This window comes from Brasilonema sp. UFV-L1 (genome assembly GCF_012912105.1).
GTDB lineage: Bacteria > Cyanobacteriota > Cyanobacteriia > Cyanobacteriales > Nostocaceae > Brasilonema.
The window spans coordinates 1-16,841 of sequence record NZ_QMEA01000013.1; the positions used below are offsets into that span (position 1 = coordinate 1).

Sequence of the window (16,841 nt, forward strand, 5' to 3'; positions counted from 1 at the left end):
TCGTGGTTTTCATCCCTTGGCTAAAGCCGAAGGGTTTTCAACCTACCCTTTATAAGCGTAGACATTCTGCTTTCACTTTGGGACGATCTTGTGGTGCAATCTGCATCTTTGCCATAAGCGCACTCGCCACCGGATTCGCCTGATCCAAGTAGTCGCGCCAATTTAGACGATTTAGCTGAATGACGCGGTAGTTGAATTTCAGCACCCGAAAATCGGGAAACTCAAGGCTAAATTCACTCGCAGCGATTTGTTTTGGTTGGTCATAAGAAAACAGCACAACCGGATAAATCGGCAAATCGTACTTCTCAAATAACCGAGCAAAATAGCGGAACATTCGCTTACCAAAATTCGCTTGCGCTTTTGCTTGATTCTCCACATGGATAAGGAAACAAGACGCCTCACCGAGAAACTGCGCCTGTACAAGTAAATCAGCTTCATAACGTTCTCCTGCGGTGACATCTGTAAACACTTCCTTGTCCAAAAATGTCACCGAATCTGGTTCCAGATAAGTCAAGATATCCGGCAGAAATAGCTCGATAAACTCTACGAAAAAAGTGGACAGGAGTTCTTTGAACAAGCGGTCATGGTCAATCATGATCCATACCTCAGTTCCTCTAAAAATTTTAACATTTTCTTTTCTGCCTTTTGCAAAGAAATAAACCTTGTCAATCTGCTAAAGTGTATGATTGCGAAAAGATTATAGTATCTATCCCATAATGTTCATCCACTTCCCATTTCGTCGCCGCTGGCTTTCAATTGTCGTAATCTTCGCTTTATGGCTAAATTGTCTATTTATTTTCACCAGCTGCAACCCCGCAAACTTTAAAACTCAGGCGGCGCAAGTATCGCAATGGGTTACCACGACTTTGAGCGATCCAAAAACGTTTAACTACGCTTTTAATCAAGAGTATCCTCACGTCTTTCTGTTTACCGCTGAAGGACTGACAACTCTTGATGGTATGACGGGTAAAATTGAGCCAGCCTTAGCTGAATCATGGGAAATTTCTAATGATAAAAAGCTGATTACTTTTACGCTACGCGAAGGTTTGAAATGGTCAGATGGCGAACCGCTGACTGCTGATGATGTGATCTTCACTTATCAAGATATCATTTTTAATCCAAAGATTCCTACTGATTGGAAAGATGGGCTGAAAGTAGGTTCTAGTGGAGCATTTCCTAAAATAAGAAAAATAGATAATCGTCGAGTTGAATTTACTTTTCCTGAGCCTTTTTCACCTTTTCTCTACACAACTAGTGGAGGTTCTACAAGTACAGTTGGTATCTTGCCTAAACACGCTTTAGAAGCGTCTCTCAAATCTCAGGATGCAAATGGTAATCCTCAATTTCTCTCGACTTGGGGAACGGGTACTGACCCGGCAAAAATTATTGTTAATGGTCCTTATAAAATAGAAAGTTATCTTCCTAGTCAGCGTGTGGTGTTTCGGCGTAATCCTTATTACTGGCGTAAAGATAGCCAAGGGAATCAATTGCCTTATACTGAGCGAATTGTTTGGCAAATTATTGAATCTACTGATACGATGATTCTACAATTTCGCTCTGGTGGATTAGATACAGTTACTGTGTCTCCTGGAAACTTTTCTTTATTGAAGCGAGAAGAAGAACGGGGAAAATTTACCATCTATAATGGTGGTCCTGAATTTCAAACATATTTTATTTCCTTCAATTTAAACAAAGGTCGGCGGCAAAATGGTCAGCCTGTTATTGACCCGATTAAATCTCGTTGGTTTAATACGTTGGCATTTCGACAAGCAGTTGCTCATGCTATTAACCGAAAAGCAATACTGACCAATATATTTCGGGGAATTGGTATACTACATGATTCGTCAATTTATTATCAAAGCCCCTTTTATACTCGTCCAAGTAAAGATGTCAAAATTTATGATTATAATCCAGAGAAAGCGAAAGAATTACTATTAAATGCAGGTTTTAAATATAATACTAGAAACCAATTGTTAGATGCTGATGGTAATCTCGTACGCTTCACTCTGATAACTAATGTTGAAAATAAAACCCGTGTTACAATCGGGGCACAAATCAAGCAAGATTTAAGTAAAATTGGCATTCAAGTAGATTTTAACCCGATTACTTTTAATACTCTCACAGACAAGCTTTCTAATACCTTGGATTCGGAATGTTATCTGTTAGGCTTTAAAGGAGGACCAGAGCCACATGATGGGGCAAATGTTTGGTTACCAGATGGTGGATTGCACACTTTCAACCAAAAACCACAATCAGGACAAGAACCGCTCATTGGAAGAGAAGTTTCAGACTGGGAAGCGGAAATTGGTCGTCTTTATATAAAAGCAGCACAGGAGTTTGACGAAGCAAAGCGCAAAGAGATTTATGCCGAAACGCAACGTATCTCACAAGAATACTTACCTTTGATTTACTTAGTCAATCCTTTATCTTTAGCAGCAGTGCGCGATCGCCTACAAAATGTCAAATTCTCTGCTCTCGGTTCTCAAGAAGGAGCGTTGTGGAACAAGTATGAAATCAAAGTTGCAGAATAATAACTCTATTGAACTCACAAGCTTGCATCTAATTGAGAAAAATTATATAACAAATAAGAAAATTTTATAGAAAAGAGAAACGAAAAGTACATATGTATTTGTGAATGATCACAGGGACAAAGTACTTGTGTGTGAATTATCACAGGGATATTGTGATAATTCCCTGAAGTTTTATCTACTGACTCCAAAATTTCAGTGATCAAATTTTAGAGTTTAGTAGATAATATGCTGATACTTACGTATAATTTCCACCTCAGCATCTTGAGGCTGAGAAAGAATTTGTTCCCGGTTTTCACCGGAATTCAGTTCTTCTTGCTCCTCAGAAATTTGATTCATTTTATACTCGTTTTGCTGTAAAAGTTTTTTCGTGGTCATCAGAGTACAAATGAGTAGCAAAAGCAGTATCTGCCAAGGTGCTAAGACTAAACTTAGGACTATGCAGACAAGTGCAAATATCCCTATAAAATGCCCGATTTCATCAGTACATTTCTTGAAGATATAGCCACCAACTAAACCAGTAAAAAGTGGGATTAAAAAAAACAAAGCCATTGTTCCTGACCTCTGAACAGAAAGCAGAAGCGTCTATATGTGCGTATGAGAGCTGCTGTTGGCAACAAGTGTAATAAATTTGACTATCTATGTTGTTTTAGCCATAGCACGCTACCTCTAACAACAGCGTATGAAAACAAGATTCCGGAGTCACTATTAAACTAGCTTAACACTTTCTGAGTGTACTATTTAATCTATCTAACGTATTACTTTAAAAAGTAGCGTTTTCAACTGAGACACCAATGCTGAACATTCCTCAATTACTAGCTACAGAACTTGAACTTAAACCATTACAGGTGCAAAACGCGCTAGAACTTTTGGCGGAGGGTGGAACAATTCCCTTTATTGCACGATATCGTAAAGAGCGTACAGGCGAGATGAATGAAGTCCAGTTGCGCGAGTTGGATGATAAGTATAATTACTTAAAGGAATTGGAAGAAAGGAAATTGGTGATTTTGAATAGCGTAGCTGAACAAGGCAAACTCACCGATGAACTTAAACAAAAAATTGAATCGTGTTTACAAAAAACTGAACTTGAGGATTTATATCTTCCTTACCGTCCAAAACGCCGCACCCGCGCTACTATCGCCAGAGAAAAAGGACTCGAAGCGCTTGCGGAGTTTATCAAGTCGCTGAACGTTAAAAATGCTGCTTCGGCGTCGCTAGATACAGAAGCAGCGAAATATATCTCTGAGGAAAAGCAAGTCAAGACAGCAGAAGAAGCGCTTAAAGGTGCTTCTGACATCCTGGCGGAAGAAGTCGCGGAAAAAGCAGAACTGCGAGCATATCTGCGCGATTATCTACTGGAGGAAGGAGTTTTTGTCTCTCAAATCAAAAATGATCATCCAGAAGGGACAACTAAGTTTGAGATGTACCGTCATTATCAAATGAAGGTGAAAAACATTGCACCCCACAATATGCTGGCGTTGTGTCGCGGTGAAGTAGAGGGAGTGTTGTCCTTTGAAATTTCTTTTGATGAAGATGTCGTGCTTTCCTATTTGGAGTCAAAGGAAATTCAGACGAAAGTCCGCGCCATTCGTGATTATTATCAGGCGATGCTCAAAGATGCATTTAACCGCTTGATGAAAGTTTCCTTGATGAGTGAAGTCATTGCGCAGAAGAAAACCTACGCTGATATTGAGTCGATCAAAACTTTTGAAGCGAATTTGCGGGAGTTGCTGCTGTCTGCGCCAGCAGGGATGAAACCGACGCTGGCGATTGATCCTGGTTTTCGCACTGGATGCAAAGTTGCTATACTCGACCAAACAGGAAAATTTTTGGAATATCAGGCGATATTTCCCCATCAAGCAGCCGAACAACGCCAAAAAGCAGCAAAAATTCTTAAAGGTTTGATAGAAAAGTACAAAATTGAGTTAATTGCCATTGGTAACGGTACAGCTTCGCGCGAGACAGATGAATTTGTTTTGGAAGTGTTGCAAACGATGGAACGCAAACCAACTAAAGTGATGGTGAATGAGTCGGGTGCTTCTATATATTCTGCCAGTAAAGTTGCTTTGGAAGAGTTTCCCGATTTAGATGTTACCGTTCGCGGTGCTATTAGTATTGGTCGCCGTTTACAAGATCCACTTGCGGAACTAGTGAAAATTGATCCTAAGTCCATTGGCGTGGGACAATACCAGCATGACGTCGATCAGAAGTTGTTGAAAAAGAAGTTGGATGAAACTGTAGAAAGCTGCGTCAACTACGTTGGTGTGGACTTGAATACTGCTTCCAAAGAACTTCTGACTTTTGTTTCTGGCATCACCTCAAGCGTTGCTAATAACATTGTCGCTTATCGTAACCAACATGGCGTTTTTAAAAACCGCCGACAGTTGCTGAAAGTCGCTAAACTGGGACCAAAAGCTTTTGAACAAGCGGCGGGTTTTTTGCGCATTCGTGGAAGTGAGAACCCATTGGATAACACTGCTGTCCATCCAGAAAGTTACTCAGTCGTGGAGGCGATCGCCTCAGATCTGAGTCTACCATTAACCCAAATTACCCAAATAGCCGAAAAACTCAAAAAAGCCAATCTCAAGAAATACGTCACCGACACCGTAGGTGAACCAACACTGCGCGACATCCTCAGCGAATTAGAAAAGCCAGGAAGAGATCCACGCGCTGAGTTTAAGTACGCCACCTTCAAAGAAGGAATTAAGGAAATCTCTGATCTTAAACAGGGAATGGAATTAGAAGGTATCGTCACCAATGTTGCTAACTTCGGCGCGTTCGTCGATATCGGCGTCCATCAAGACGGTTTGGTGCATATTTCCCAACTGGCTGATAGATTCGTAGATGATCCAAAGAAAATTGTGAAGGTAGGACAAGTTGTGAAAGTGCGAGTGCTGGAAGTCAATGAGAAATTGAAGCGGATTAGTTTATCGATGAAGTCACTCAAGCAGTAGAGATTTAATCGAAATTTTAATTTCTCGTTACGGAACGAGTAAAAAAGTAAATCGCGCATAAAAACAGCAGATGGCAGTTTATCACGTTCAACTCATCAATTCCGAAATCGGATTAAATCGCACCATTGAAGTTCCAGATGACCAATATATTTTAGATATCGCCCAAGAAGCTGGTATCCGTCTACCATCTGGATGTAAACAAGGCGAATGTTCCGCTTGTGTTGCCAAAATAATCAGTGGGGAAGTTGATCAAAGTGAGCAAAAGTTTCTACGTTCACATGAAGTGGAAGCTGGCTACACTATTACCTGTGTCGCTTATCCTTTGTCGGATTGCACTTTAGAAACTCATCAAGAACAAGTCTTGTATAAATCATCGCTTTACTTTAAGTCAAATGCAGCGCCATCACAAGAGTTATAAAGGGCGTTTCTGAGACTAAGTATAAAATGACTGTACGGTGCGTAAACACATAGTAGCGCACCTTAATAGTTTAATCTTTTCTTTATAATTAGCTAACAAGAAATTCCTTACTTTATTCATAATACTTCAGTCTTAACTGTTTTAAAAAACTAGCCAAATGGCGTAACAAAATATCTGTCTTACTAGAGAGGTTAACGCGTATCACATCATATGAAGATAGGGGAAAGACGTTAAAAACACTTAAGTTCTTAGGAAAAGACAATCATGGCAATATTTTTAACTGCTTTAGCAACAGCTTTGAGCTTACTAATTGTTGATTTAGTTGTTCCTGGTGTTAACATTGCTAATTTTCCAGTTGCTTTAATTGCTGCTGTGGTTATTGGCTTTATCAATGGTTCATTTAAGCCAGTTTTATCCACTCTTTCTTTACCACTTAACTTTCTAACTTTGGGAGCATTTTCACTAGTTGTTAACGGTATTTGTTTCTCCTTAGCAGCATTTTTAGTTCCAGGGTTCCAAGTTCACGGATTACTTGGTTTTCTTCTTGGTCCAGTTGTCCTTTCTTTTGCTAGCACTTTCATCAATAAATACTTTGCAGAAAGAAATCTTTTAACTGGTGCTGAAGATACACAAGACAAAGCACAATTGCCTTCAAGCTAGATGTCAGCAGTGACTTTTAGAGACAAGACTATTCCTGTCTCCAATTTATAACGAATCAAGATAATTCCTGTGGAGGAGTTTTTCTTGCGGTGAATTCAGGAAAATAAAAAAGAAAACAGCGTTTAAAAAAGTAACAGAAGTACTATGAAACTACTCCGTTTGATTCTTGGTTTGGTTATCCCTCCTTTAGGCGTTTTCCTAACAGCTGGAGTTGGTCCTACTTTATTGATTAATGTTTTGCTAACTCTTCTTGGTTGGCTTCCTGGTAGCATTCATGCAGTTTGGGTTATTGCCAAGTATGAAGATAAGCTGGGTGGAGAGGAAGTATATTAAAGTCCAGTCAATTATCCCAGCGACCAGAAATAGTAGAGACGTAGCATGCTACGTCTCTACACAGTCTTAGTAACGATTTTAGCTCTCACTGAACGATATTGGGTTTTCAAAAACAAAAAAAGTCCGCATATATATGTATGCGGACTTTTTTTATTGTGATAACAAAGCTCTACTTCTTAGCAGGTTCCTTTTCTTTAATCTTGTCAGCTGCTGTTATAAGCAACTCTCTTAATATTTGTCGGATTTGACGTTCTTTTCTGGCGATCGCCGTACCTGCTTCACCAATTTTCTCGTCTAGCTGTGAACTTTTTTCTTGTACCTGTGTAACCATCGCCTCTGCTTGCGGACGGGCTTGATTAAACCAGTTTTTTGCGTCGTCCAAATATCCCTTCACTTCCTCAGAACGTCCACCATAACGAGCAGCTAAGTTAGCTTGAACTATAGCCAACTGTGCTCTCAGTTGAGCATACCGTTTCTTCAGCAATGAAACTTCCTCACTATCTTTAATAGTATCGACGGCAGATTCAATCGCAGTTTTTGCACTAGCAGATTTCTCTTTGCTCGTGTCTTTAATTTCTGTTAAAATCCCTTCAACTTCTTGCTGAATTTTATCTTCTTCCTCATCGAGTTTAGCTTGTAGCTGCTTAACTTCCGCCTGAGTCTTGGCAATACTTTCGTGTCTTTTACTATGAACTGCTTCTAGCGCTCCTTCAATAGATGCGGTCACTTCTTCTTTGACTTCGCCACCTTTTTCTTTCAAGTTTTCAACTACTGTACTAACAGCATCTTTAACAAGAAGACGAAGTTCAGTAGAACCTTCTTTGAACTCAGAAACGACTTGAGAAAGTGCAGCTTTGACAATTTCTCGAATACGTTCGGTTCTAAGTTGTCCGGTTTGTTTTGCTTGTTGCAGGTCGTTTGTAATTTGCTCTTTGATATTATTAGCCATCTTCAATGTAGGTTGAGATTTAACTTATAGAAATTTATCGACATTATGTCTCTTCTTTATCGTGACGCAATATTTTCTCCGATGGTACATCCGTTAGGTAGAAAATAATTAGTTAGCTAAAGGAAAAGCAGCAGCTAGCATCCACCCAAACAATAACGTGCAACCAACACCATAACTCCAAGGTTCTTTAAACAAGCTGGCAGTATAAGAGAAAATGCCTATAACTAATGGAAACAGTGGTAGCAAAAGATAAATAAAACTAAGTTCAGGCAATAAGTAAAGCACCAAAACAAAGCCCCCTATCAAAATCACACTTTGTCCTAGCCACCACAAAATTCGTTTTCCAACTCCAACGTCTTGTTGTGCGATTCCAGATGCTAAAAACCAAGGAAGACAAGCGAGTGACATCAGGGGAAATAACTTGAAACGCGCCGGAATCAGCCACCACTGTAGCCACACCACCTGTGCCATTGCACCAAAGGCAATCCACAATACTACAAATAGTGCTATGCCTAAACCAACAGTTCGTAGTGTAGGACGTGGTAAGCGAAACATGACAGCCAGCCAAACCAAACCGGCTACGCCAAACCAAATACTTACTGCACCGCCTACCAGCAAGCCACCCAAACTGTTAATATCACCACTACGACTCAACAACACGAGTACACCACTCGCCACAAACGGTGCAACCAGTAAACTTCCCCAGCTTCTCAAACCAAAGAAAAGACGTAGTGACGTTTTAGAAGATGCGGAGAATTTCCCCGTGTCCTCCTTCATAGAAGCAACTGCGCCAAGTAAAGCCAGCCAAGCTAACAAGTGCAAGAAATACCAAATCATCCGACGATCAACGTAGTAGCTAGTACGTTGCACTCCAAAAGTTTCATCAAGCCAGTTTTTGGCAGCTTGGTGGCTAGCATTGCGAAACAAAATTGTGATGTGTTCAGCGTTGGGAATGACGACAAGTTCGCGTCCTCTCCCAGCAGCCAAATTTTCATTTTCTCCTCCCGCCGCCTTCAATAACCGCTGTGCATTGGTAACAAAGCGACCTTCCCAAGAACCTGCTTGCAATTGGAGATTACGCGGGGTTTTGGGCGTTACCGCCGCACCCGTGGGCGAAACGGCAACAGTAGCTGCAAAACGGTTTACCCCTTCGGGGTTCGCCAGTCGCAGCCTACGGCTCGCTCCGCTAACATGGGGGAAACCCCCAAGACCGCGCTGGCTCACATTTTCAATACCCGCTGACATGACTGCACCACTCCCCATAGAATGACCTAGCAAAGCTAAGCGCGATGAATCAACCTCTGGCTGTTCCAAGATTGCTGCATAAGCAACATCTAAATTTTGCTGGAGTGAACCACGTTCTAGTGGTGTAGCATTAGCTCCATGACTGCTAAAATCCCATAGCATCACGGCGTAACCTGCGTGTGCTAAAACGTAGGCGTAACCCAACATCAACTGCTTGGAACCTGCATAACCATGCGCTACAAGGACACCTGGTATCTTCTCGGCGTTGCGTGGTGCAACGTATAGCATAGGCACTCCTTCAGGTTCAAGGCTACGCACCACTAACCCAGTTCGCGCTGTAATTACACCCCACCAAGAAACAGTAATCAGCAACAGTGCTGTTACTGCCAAAAATAAACGCTTGTGATTCATCTAATTTGTACACTGTATAGGATGATAATCAACAGATAGAGCATCAAAATTCTACCCAGCCAAGGAGATTTAGCTATGTAGCTTGTAGAAATCAATTATTTGGCGATGTCTAGAATTGCTTTGAAAATAGAATTTGTTAACCCAAGAATACAATTTTCTGTGATGTTGAAATGAGTTTCAAACTGAAAAAGCTAATCACAATTCTCTTACCGACATTCATTGTCTTAAATCTGAGCTTCATTCCTACAGCATTAGCTACAGATACAGCTAACGGCGAAAAAATATTTAGTGTTCAATGTGCTGGTTGTCATATTAACGGTAGCAACATTGTTAGGCGAGGCAAGAATTTAAAACTAAAAGCACTTAAAAAATATCATATGGATTCGATTGAAGCAATTTCCTCGATTGTGGCTAACGGTAAAAATAATATGTCAGCATACAAAGACCGTTTGACCATAGAAGAAATACAAGATGTTGCCGCTTATGTTTTAGAACAAGCCCAAAAAGGCTGGCGTTAGTCAATAAAATATTTGTCCATAAAACTAGGAACACTTCTACGAACAATGACAACAATCACTGCTCAACCAAGATGGACCGTACCTGGACCTCGCCCTTTCCCAATTATCGGACGCCCTGCTATGGTTTTGCGCTTTGCCACAGACTCGATAGGAGTCTCGCGTTCTCTGTTTCAAACCTATGGTCCGGTGGTTTCCCTGACAGCAGGCGGGGGGACTAATGTCTACTCGCCCCTCCCCAATTGTCCAGGCACAGTCTTGACATACGGTCCGGAATATGTTTTTCAGGTGACCAGCCAGCACGAAATTTACTACAAGTATCCTTTGTCCGGGAGGTTGTACAGCAAGCGGAATGATTCAACGCGCACAGAACCGTTAAAGCACTTTGCTGCAGGGCTATTTGGTGTCAACAGTCTCACTCACCGTCAGCACCGCCAGCTTTTGATGCCTGCCTTTCATAAACAGCGAATCGATGCCTACCGCGACGATATTGTTGCTATAACCCAATCGGTACTCAAGCAATTGCCGATTAACCAGCCAACCAACATCGCTGAAGTGATGCGACTCCTCACCCTGCGCGTAGCCACCAAGACTCTGTTTGGCTGTGATCTTGGTGAGGAGGGGGGTAGAATCGGGAGGATTTTACTGGAAGCTTTCGCTTTAGAAGGTAGTGTTGGAGTCTTCCTATTGCCTTTTGACTTACCAGGGCTACCCTACCATCAGTTACTCAATTTAATGGCGCAAGTGGATGACCAAATGCGGGTTCTCATTCAGCGTAAACGAGCAAGTGGCACTGATGATGGGGACGTACTCTCAATGTTAATCCAAGCACGGGATGCCGAGAGTGGTGTATCGCTGACTGAAGACGAACTGCTGGGACACGTGGGTGCAATCTTTGCAGCAGGGCATGAAACCAGTGCCAATGCCCTTACGTGGACATTATTTCTGCTTTCACAACATCCAGAAGTAGCTGCCGACTTGCTTGATGATCTCCAAAGCGTCTTACATGGGGAAGCACCAACCGTCGAACAGTTGCAGCAGTTACCGTTGTTGGAGAGAGTCATTAAAGAGAGTATGCGGGTGTTGTCCCCCATACCCTGGAATGGGCGCGTTACCTCCCAACCAACTGAACTTGGAGGTTACACCTTGCCAGCTGGAACCGAGGTTTTCGTCAACATTTATCAAACTCATCATATGCCCGAAGTTTACCCAGAGCCAGAGAGATTTCACCCCCAGCGCTGGGAGGGATTTGAACCTACGATGTTTGAATACAACCCTTTTAGTGCTGGGTCACGCATCTGTATCGGAGCTGGCTTTGCGATGTTGACCATTAAGATTGTAGTGGCAATGCTCCTACAAAAATACCGCCTGCAATACCTTTCCCAGCAATCTGTTGAACGCAGTGGTTTTATTGTCATAACTCCCAAGCACGGAATGCCGATGATACTCCACAAGCAAGACCGCCAGTTTACTCAGGGAGTGGGCGGTGTCCGGGGAAATATACGCGAGATGGTCCAGTTGCCAGCATGAAACAGTCAGGGCACTCGGCTATCAATTATACTCTCAAGCAAAACTTAAAATTTTTGTTGTTCAATTGTCGTTCATTTGTCGTTCAATAGTTGGAGGACGACACCCTTCCCTGTCATGCTTAACGTATGAAAGGAATTCTGCCGTAATTAGTGATGAACCTACCCACCTCAAGCCGTCTACAATTCACGCCTGATTTAAATATTTGCCGGGTTTTAAATGGAATGTGGCAAGTCTGTGGCGCACACGGAAAAATTAACTCAAAAGCCGCTCTTGAAACTATGTTCCAATATGTGGATGCGGGCTTTACCACATGGGATTTAGCAGACCATTATGGACCTGCAGAAGATTTTATTGGTGAGTTTCGCCGTCAGTTAATTGCAACTCGTGGAAAGGAAGCTTTATCTAACATTCAAGCCTTTACAAAATGGGTACCTCGTCCTAGCAAAATGACAAGAGAATTTGTTGAAGAAAACATTAACATCTCTTTGAGAAGGATGGGCGTAGAATCTTTAGATTTGATGCAATTTCATTGGTGGGAATATCGAGATAAAAATTATCTAGATGCCCTCAAGTATATGGCAGAACTGCAAGCTGAGGGAAAAATTAAGCATTTAGCTTTGACTAATTTTGATACAGAACATTTGCAAATTATCACAGATGCAGGCATCAAAATAGTTTCTAACCAAGTGCAATTTTCTCTTGTTGACCGTCGTCCGGAAGTGAATATGATTGAGTTTTGTCAACAGCACGACATAAAACTTTTCACATATGGCACAGTTTGCGGTGGTTTGTTATCAGAAAAGTACTTGGGGAAACCGGAGCCGCGAGGATTTGACTTAACCACTGCCAGCTTGAGAAAATATAAAAATATGATAGATGGTTGGGGTGGTTGGAAACTTTTTCAAGAATTACTTTCTACCGTCAAAGCAATAGCGGATAAATACAGCGTCAGCATTTCTAATGTGGCAGTACGTTATATTTTGGAGAAACCAACTGTTGCAGGTGTCATTGTCGGTGCAAGGCTTGGCGTATCTGAACACATAGAAGACAATGCCAGAGTTTTTAACTTCACACTGGATGCTGAGGATTTCAATCAAATAGATGTCGTATCTAGACGAGTTAGGGATTTGTATCAGTTGATTGGTGACTGCGGTGACGAATATCGACGCTGAGTGATTTTCTGATTGTTCGTTTCCAAGGTGGGGAAACCTCTACCACCTGAATTCCGTCTGCGGCTTCCACTGATTTGTTAGACTGAACACACGCGCACTGTTCAGTTAATTCTCTGGTAACGCCAGCATTTTGAGGCTACTGATGCTTACAAGTACTCTACTTCTGTCCAAAGAACTCCCTACCTTACAATATTCGTTCACACCAGAGCGATTTGATGAATCCTGGGAAGCACCACTGTCTACCCTTTTAGGACTAGGACGTGCTGCTGGTGCTGATTTTGTTGAATTCTTCTTAGAGCGTGTCAATTATATTAGCTGCTTAGCAGAGGAAGACGCGATCACTAGCATCACACCGCGTCTTTCTACAGGTGCAGGAGTTAGAGTATTTCGTGGCAAAGCTGACTGCTACGTTAGCACGAATGACCTTTCCTTTTCTGGTTTGAAAGCAGCTTTAGAAAAAGGTCTTTCTATCCTGGGATTGCAACTTCCTGCTCCTAACGCTTTCATCCCAGAGATTAACCTGGAACTGCTACGAGATTACGCCAGCAAAAGAGGGAAAGATGGCTGGCTACCTTTGTGTAGCTCAATACGAGACATGGGAGAACTTCTCCTTGATGGTACAGCCCAACTGCAGCAAAAAGCAACTCACGTACAATCGCGCCGCGCTACCTATTTCCGTGATTGGCAAGAAGTTCTAGTCGCCGCTAGTGATGGTACCTTTGCTCGCGATATTCGCCTCACTCAGTCGGTAGGACTTATCCTGTTATGTGCTGATGGTGCTCATCGCGCTTCTCTTGCTGAACGTGCGGGTAACACCAGTGATCCCAATTTTCTCAAAGCTTGGGATTACAAAGAAGCAGCAGAGCACATTGCACAATCAGCAGGTAAAATGCTTTACGCTGATTATGTCGAGTCAGGAACTTATCCCATCATCATGGCAAATCACTTCGGTGGGGTTATCTTCCATGAAGCCTGCGGACATCTGTTGGAAACCACTCAAATTGAACGCAACACCACTCCCTTTGCTGACAAAAAAGGTGAAAAAATTGCTCACGAAGCCTTAACAGCTTGGGATGAAGGACGAACCGAAAATGCCTTCGGTACAATTGATATGGACGACGAAGGTATGCCAGCTCAAAGAACGCTATTAATTGAAAAAGGGGTTTTAAAAAACTTCTTGGCAGATAGAACAGGTTCAGTACGTACTGGACATCCTAGAACAGGTAGTGGACGCCGGCAGAATTTTGCCTTTGCTGCTGCTAGCCGGATGCGTAATACCTACATTGCAACTGGCGAACACAGCACAGATGATTTATTTGCCTCTATAGATAAAGGAATTTACTGTAAGAAGATGGGTGGTGGTAGCGTTGGTGCTACAGGTCAATTTAACTTTGGTGTAGATGAAGCTTATTTGATTGAGAATGGCAAAATCACCAAGCCGCTTAAAGGAGCAATTCTCATTGGTGAAGCGAAGGAAATTATGAACAAAATTTCCATGTGTTCTCAAGATTTGTCCCTTGCACCTGGTTTCTGTGGTTCTGTCAGTGGAAGTATTTACACAACAGTAGGACAACCACACATCAAAGTTGATTCAATTACTGTAGGTGGACGCTAACTCGTTCCCAGCCTCTTAACTCGTTCCCAGGTTCTACCTGGGAATGCCCTTGTATGTGGCTCTGCCACATTTTACTAGGAGGCAGAGCCTCCTGCAATACACTCCCAGGTAGAACCTGGGAGCGAGAAAGCGAGAAAATAGAAATCTAAAATTGATAAAATATGCCGAATATCAACGAAATTGCAAATTACGCCAAAGAAAGTGCTGGAAAACTTGGCATCAAAAAATTTGATATCTATGGCTCATCAGCAGATGCAACAAGTGTACAAGTTGATCAAGGTGAGCCGAAACAAGTCAAAGCATCTAATCTTTCTGGTGTCACTGTTCGTGTTTGGAATGAAGACAATACAATGGGTGTCACCAGCACAACAGATGTAGATCCAAAAGGACTGGAATTAGCTTTAAAAACAGCTTACGAAGCAAGTTTCTTTGGTGTCAAAGAAAATGTTCCTGATTTTAGTCCAGAGTCTACTGTTCCCCTGAACAATTCATCACACGACAAAGCACCCCAGGTACCTGTTTCTCAATTGATAGAAAGTCTATTAGCTGCTGAAAAAGAAGTCCTTGCAGCTCATTCTGCTATCAAAGGAGTTCCTTATAACAGTTTGGCACAAAGAGATTTTGACAGATTTTATCTCAACAGCAATGGCGCGATGAGAACTGAATCTGGCTCAGCATCATCGATTTATCTTTATAGCAAAACAGAGGAAGACGGGAAAAAACCCCGCAGTGCTGGTGCTTTTAGAATTAGCCAAAGTGTAGATAATTTAGACATCAATGGTTGTATAAAAGAAACGGTAGAGAAAACTATCAGCCACTTGAATTATGAAAAAATCAAGTCTGGGAAATATCGAGTTGTTTTTTCACCAGATGCTTTCTTGAGTTTATTGGGTGCTTTTTCCAACTTGTTTAATGCTCAAAGTATTTTAGACAAGCAAAGTTTATCCACCCCTGATGATATAGGCAAGCAAATTGCTTCTGGTCTTCTTTCAGTGTGTGACGATGCACTACATCCAGCAAACATTGGCGCAGAAACTTTTGATGGTGAAGGAACTCCCACCCGTAAAGTTTCCTTAATTGAAAATGGCGTTTTAACAGGCTTTCTCCACAGTGCAGGAACTGCGAAAAGAATGAATGCTCAGCCGACAGGTAACGCCAATATTGGTGCAAAAGTGACTGTCAGCCCTAATTTTTATCACGTTTTTACAGCCGCACCAGCCCAACAGGAATTGAGTTTGGAAACTGCAGAAAATGTCATTTTGATTGATGATTTACAAGCTCTCCATGCAGGCGTGCAACCTTTACAAGGTTCCTTTTCATTACCATTTGATGGCTGGCTTGTCAATAAAGGTGTTAAGACAAGTATTGAATCAGCAACTGTTGCAGGAGATTTTCTTCAACTTCTCAAATCAATTCTTTTTGTGGAAAAAGAACCAGAGTTAACTCCTGGAGGTGTATGTCCTAGAATCTGGGTTGATGAATTGTCAATTACTGGAGAATGAAATTAAGTTCTGAGTTTTGAATGATTTTTTACCACTCAAAACTCAGGATTCATTAAGTTAAAGCTAAGTCAAAGCTCTTCGCAATCGCTGTTCTAAAGAAGCTAAATCTACTCCAAGGTTTTTCAGAACCCGAATTGCGACTCCCCCTCCTTCATGGAGAATGCCTAATAGTAAATGCTCGGTACTAACGTAGTTTACATTTAGATATCGAGCATCCTCTACTGCTAGTTCTAACACCCGTTTGGCTCTGGGAGTGAAGGGAATATCTATAGCTGTATTACCTTTTCCTCTACCAATAATTTTTTCGACTTCAATCTGTGCATTTTCTAAGTTCACTCCTACAGAATTAAGAAACTGCCATCCTATCCCACTTCCTTCACCAAGAAGTCCTAGTAAGATTTGTTCTGTCCCAACAAAATTATGCCCCAAACGGCGCGATTCACCCTGAGCTAAATTAATCGCGTTAACTGCTTTTTGGGTGAATCTTTCAAAACCTCTCAGATGGAATCTGTCAGAAAAAGATCCAAATAGTTTCTGAAAAATAGACTCAAAAAATTTCTCAAACATAAACCCCTCCTGTGTAGGAGTATTGTTAGCGTGTTCAAGGGTGTGTTCGTTGGAGACGCGATTATCCCCTTCGCGTCTACTTCTGCCTGTCGTCAAAAAAGCCAGCAAATCCTCCATCGTCTGGGCATTCGCTGAGTACCACAGAAATTGCTTATCTTTGCGGCTGTTCACTAAACCCTCGTTCCGCAACTTCTCCAAATGGTGCGACAGGGTTGAGTTCGGGATTTTGAGCTTTTCCTGAATCTCACCCACTGTCATCCCTTCTGGATAAGCCGCAAACAGCAGCCGCATAATTTCAAGCCGTGACTCCGCCCCGAGTGCAGCAAACATATCTGCATACCGAGCCGTTTCTTCATTAGGCATATTTCTAGAATAATCGAAATATAGAAAATGTCAACACTAATATTTAGTCATGAGTGATGAATGAAGTTGTCACATCAAA

13 protein-coding genes and 3 pseudogenes are annotated in these 16,841 nt (G+C 41.9%); 10 read left to right on the top strand and 6 right to left on the bottom strand.

Annotated features, from left to right (window positions below):
* Nucleotides 1–52: 52 nt before the first annotated feature.
* Nucleotides 53–595, bottom strand: a pseudogene (locus DP117_RS06350) (flagellar assembly protein H); the annotation flags it as partial.
* Between the two features lie 121 nt (nt 596–716).
* Here DP117_RS06350 and DP117_RS06355 point away from each other — a divergent pair.
* Nucleotides 717–2,531: an ABC transporter substrate-binding protein gene (locus DP117_RS06355; protein ID WP_169217486.1), complete on the top strand. Its 1,815-nt coding sequence runs from the start codon at nt 717–719 to the stop codon at nt 2,529–2,531.
* A 213-nt stretch (nt 2,532–2,744) separates the two neighbouring features.
* Here DP117_RS06355 and DP117_RS06360 read toward each other — a convergent pair whose 3' ends face one another.
* Nucleotides 2,745–3,080, bottom strand: a complete 336-nt coding sequence (locus tag DP117_RS06360) for a hypothetical protein (RefSeq protein WP_248277551.1) — start codon at nt 3,078–3,080, stop codon at nt 2,745–2,747.
* A gap of 242 nt (nt 3,081–3,322) precedes the next feature.
* Between DP117_RS06360 and DP117_RS06365 the strand changes: the two genes are divergently transcribed.
* From DP117_RS06365 to DP117_RS06380, 4 genes are all read left to right on the top strand, one after another.
* Nucleotides 3,323–5,482, top strand: coding sequence for a Tex family protein (locus DP117_RS06365; RefSeq protein ID WP_169217487.1), 2,160 nt, complete (start codon nt 3,323–3,325; stop codon nt 5,480–5,482).
* A gap of 70 nt (nt 5,483–5,552) precedes the next feature.
* Nucleotides 5,553–5,900 (top strand): 2Fe-2S iron-sulfur cluster-binding protein, encoded by a 348-nt coding sequence (locus tag DP117_RS06370; protein WP_169217488.1) that lies wholly within the window; start codon nt 5,553–5,555, stop codon nt 5,898–5,900.
* Between the two features lie 264 nt (nt 5,901–6,164).
* Nucleotides 6,165–6,560, top strand: a complete 396-nt coding sequence (locus tag DP117_RS06375) for a phage holin family protein (protein WP_169217489.1) — start codon at nt 6,165–6,167, stop codon at nt 6,558–6,560.
* 144 nt (nt 6,561–6,704) lie between these two features.
* Nucleotides 6,705–6,893: a YqaE/Pmp3 family membrane protein gene (locus DP117_RS06380; protein WP_169217490.1), complete on the top strand. Its 189-nt coding sequence runs from the start codon at nt 6,705–6,707 to the stop codon at nt 6,891–6,893.
* 169 nt (nt 6,894–7,062) lie between these two features.
* Here the strand turns inward: DP117_RS06380 and DP117_RS06385 are convergent, their stop codons facing one another.
* Both DP117_RS06385 and DP117_RS06390 read right to left on the bottom strand, forming a co-directional pair.
* Nucleotides 7,063–7,842: a histidine kinase gene (locus DP117_RS06385; protein WP_169217491.1), complete on the bottom strand. Its 780-nt coding sequence runs from the start codon at nt 7,840–7,842 to the stop codon at nt 7,063–7,065.
* Nucleotides 7,843–7,950: 108 nt separating this feature from the next.
* A complete protein-coding gene (locus tag DP117_RS06390; RefSeq protein WP_169217492.1) occupies nt 7,951–9,498 on the bottom strand; it encodes an alpha/beta hydrolase in 1,548 nt (515 codons plus the stop codon).
* Between the two features lie 170 nt (nt 9,499–9,668).
* Between DP117_RS06390 and petJ the strand changes: the two genes are divergently transcribed.
* The 5 genes from petJ (at nt 9,669) to DP117_RS06415 (ending at nt 15,832) form a co-directional block, all read left to right on the top strand.
* Nucleotides 9,669–10,016, top strand: a complete 348-nt coding sequence (gene petJ, locus DP117_RS06395) for a cytochrome c6 PetJ (RefSeq protein ID WP_169217493.1) — start codon at nt 9,669–9,671, stop codon at nt 10,014–10,016.
* Nucleotides 10,017–10,061: 45 nt separating this feature from the next.
* Nucleotides 10,062–11,543, top strand: a complete 1,482-nt coding sequence (locus DP117_RS06400; RefSeq protein WP_169217494.1) for a cytochrome P450 — start codon at nt 10,062–10,064, stop codon at nt 11,541–11,543.
* Nucleotides 11,544–11,695: 152 nt separating this feature from the next.
* Nucleotides 11,696–12,715, top strand: a complete 1,020-nt coding sequence (locus tag DP117_RS06405) for an aldo/keto reductase (protein WP_169217495.1) — start codon at nt 11,696–11,698, stop codon at nt 12,713–12,715.
* A 142-nt stretch (nt 12,716–12,857) separates the two neighbouring features.
* The gene (locus DP117_RS06410; RefSeq protein ID WP_169217496.1) at nt 12,858–14,330 is read left to right on the top strand and encodes a TldD/PmbA family protein; all 1,473 of its coding nucleotides are present in this window, start codon (nt 12,858–12,860) and stop codon (nt 14,328–14,330) included.
* 161 nt (nt 14,331–14,491) lie between these two features.
* Nucleotides 14,492–15,832, top strand: coding sequence for a TldD/PmbA family protein (locus tag DP117_RS06415; RefSeq protein ID WP_169217497.1), 1,341 nt, complete (start codon nt 14,492–14,494; stop codon nt 15,830–15,832).
* A gap of 69 nt (nt 15,833–15,901) precedes the next feature.
* Here the strand turns inward: DP117_RS06415 and DP117_RS35990 are convergent.
* Together DP117_RS35990 and DP117_RS36890 are read right to left on the bottom strand one after the other, a co-directional pair.
* Nucleotides 15,902–16,333, bottom strand: a pseudogene (locus tag DP117_RS35990) (Clp protease N-terminal domain-containing protein); the annotation flags it as partial.
* Nucleotides 16,334–16,513: 180 nt separating this feature from the next.
* Nucleotides 16,514–16,762: pseudogene (locus DP117_RS36890) on the bottom strand (metalloregulator ArsR/SmtB family transcription factor); the annotation flags it as partial.
* Between the last annotated feature and the right edge of the window lie 79 nt (nt 16,763–16,841).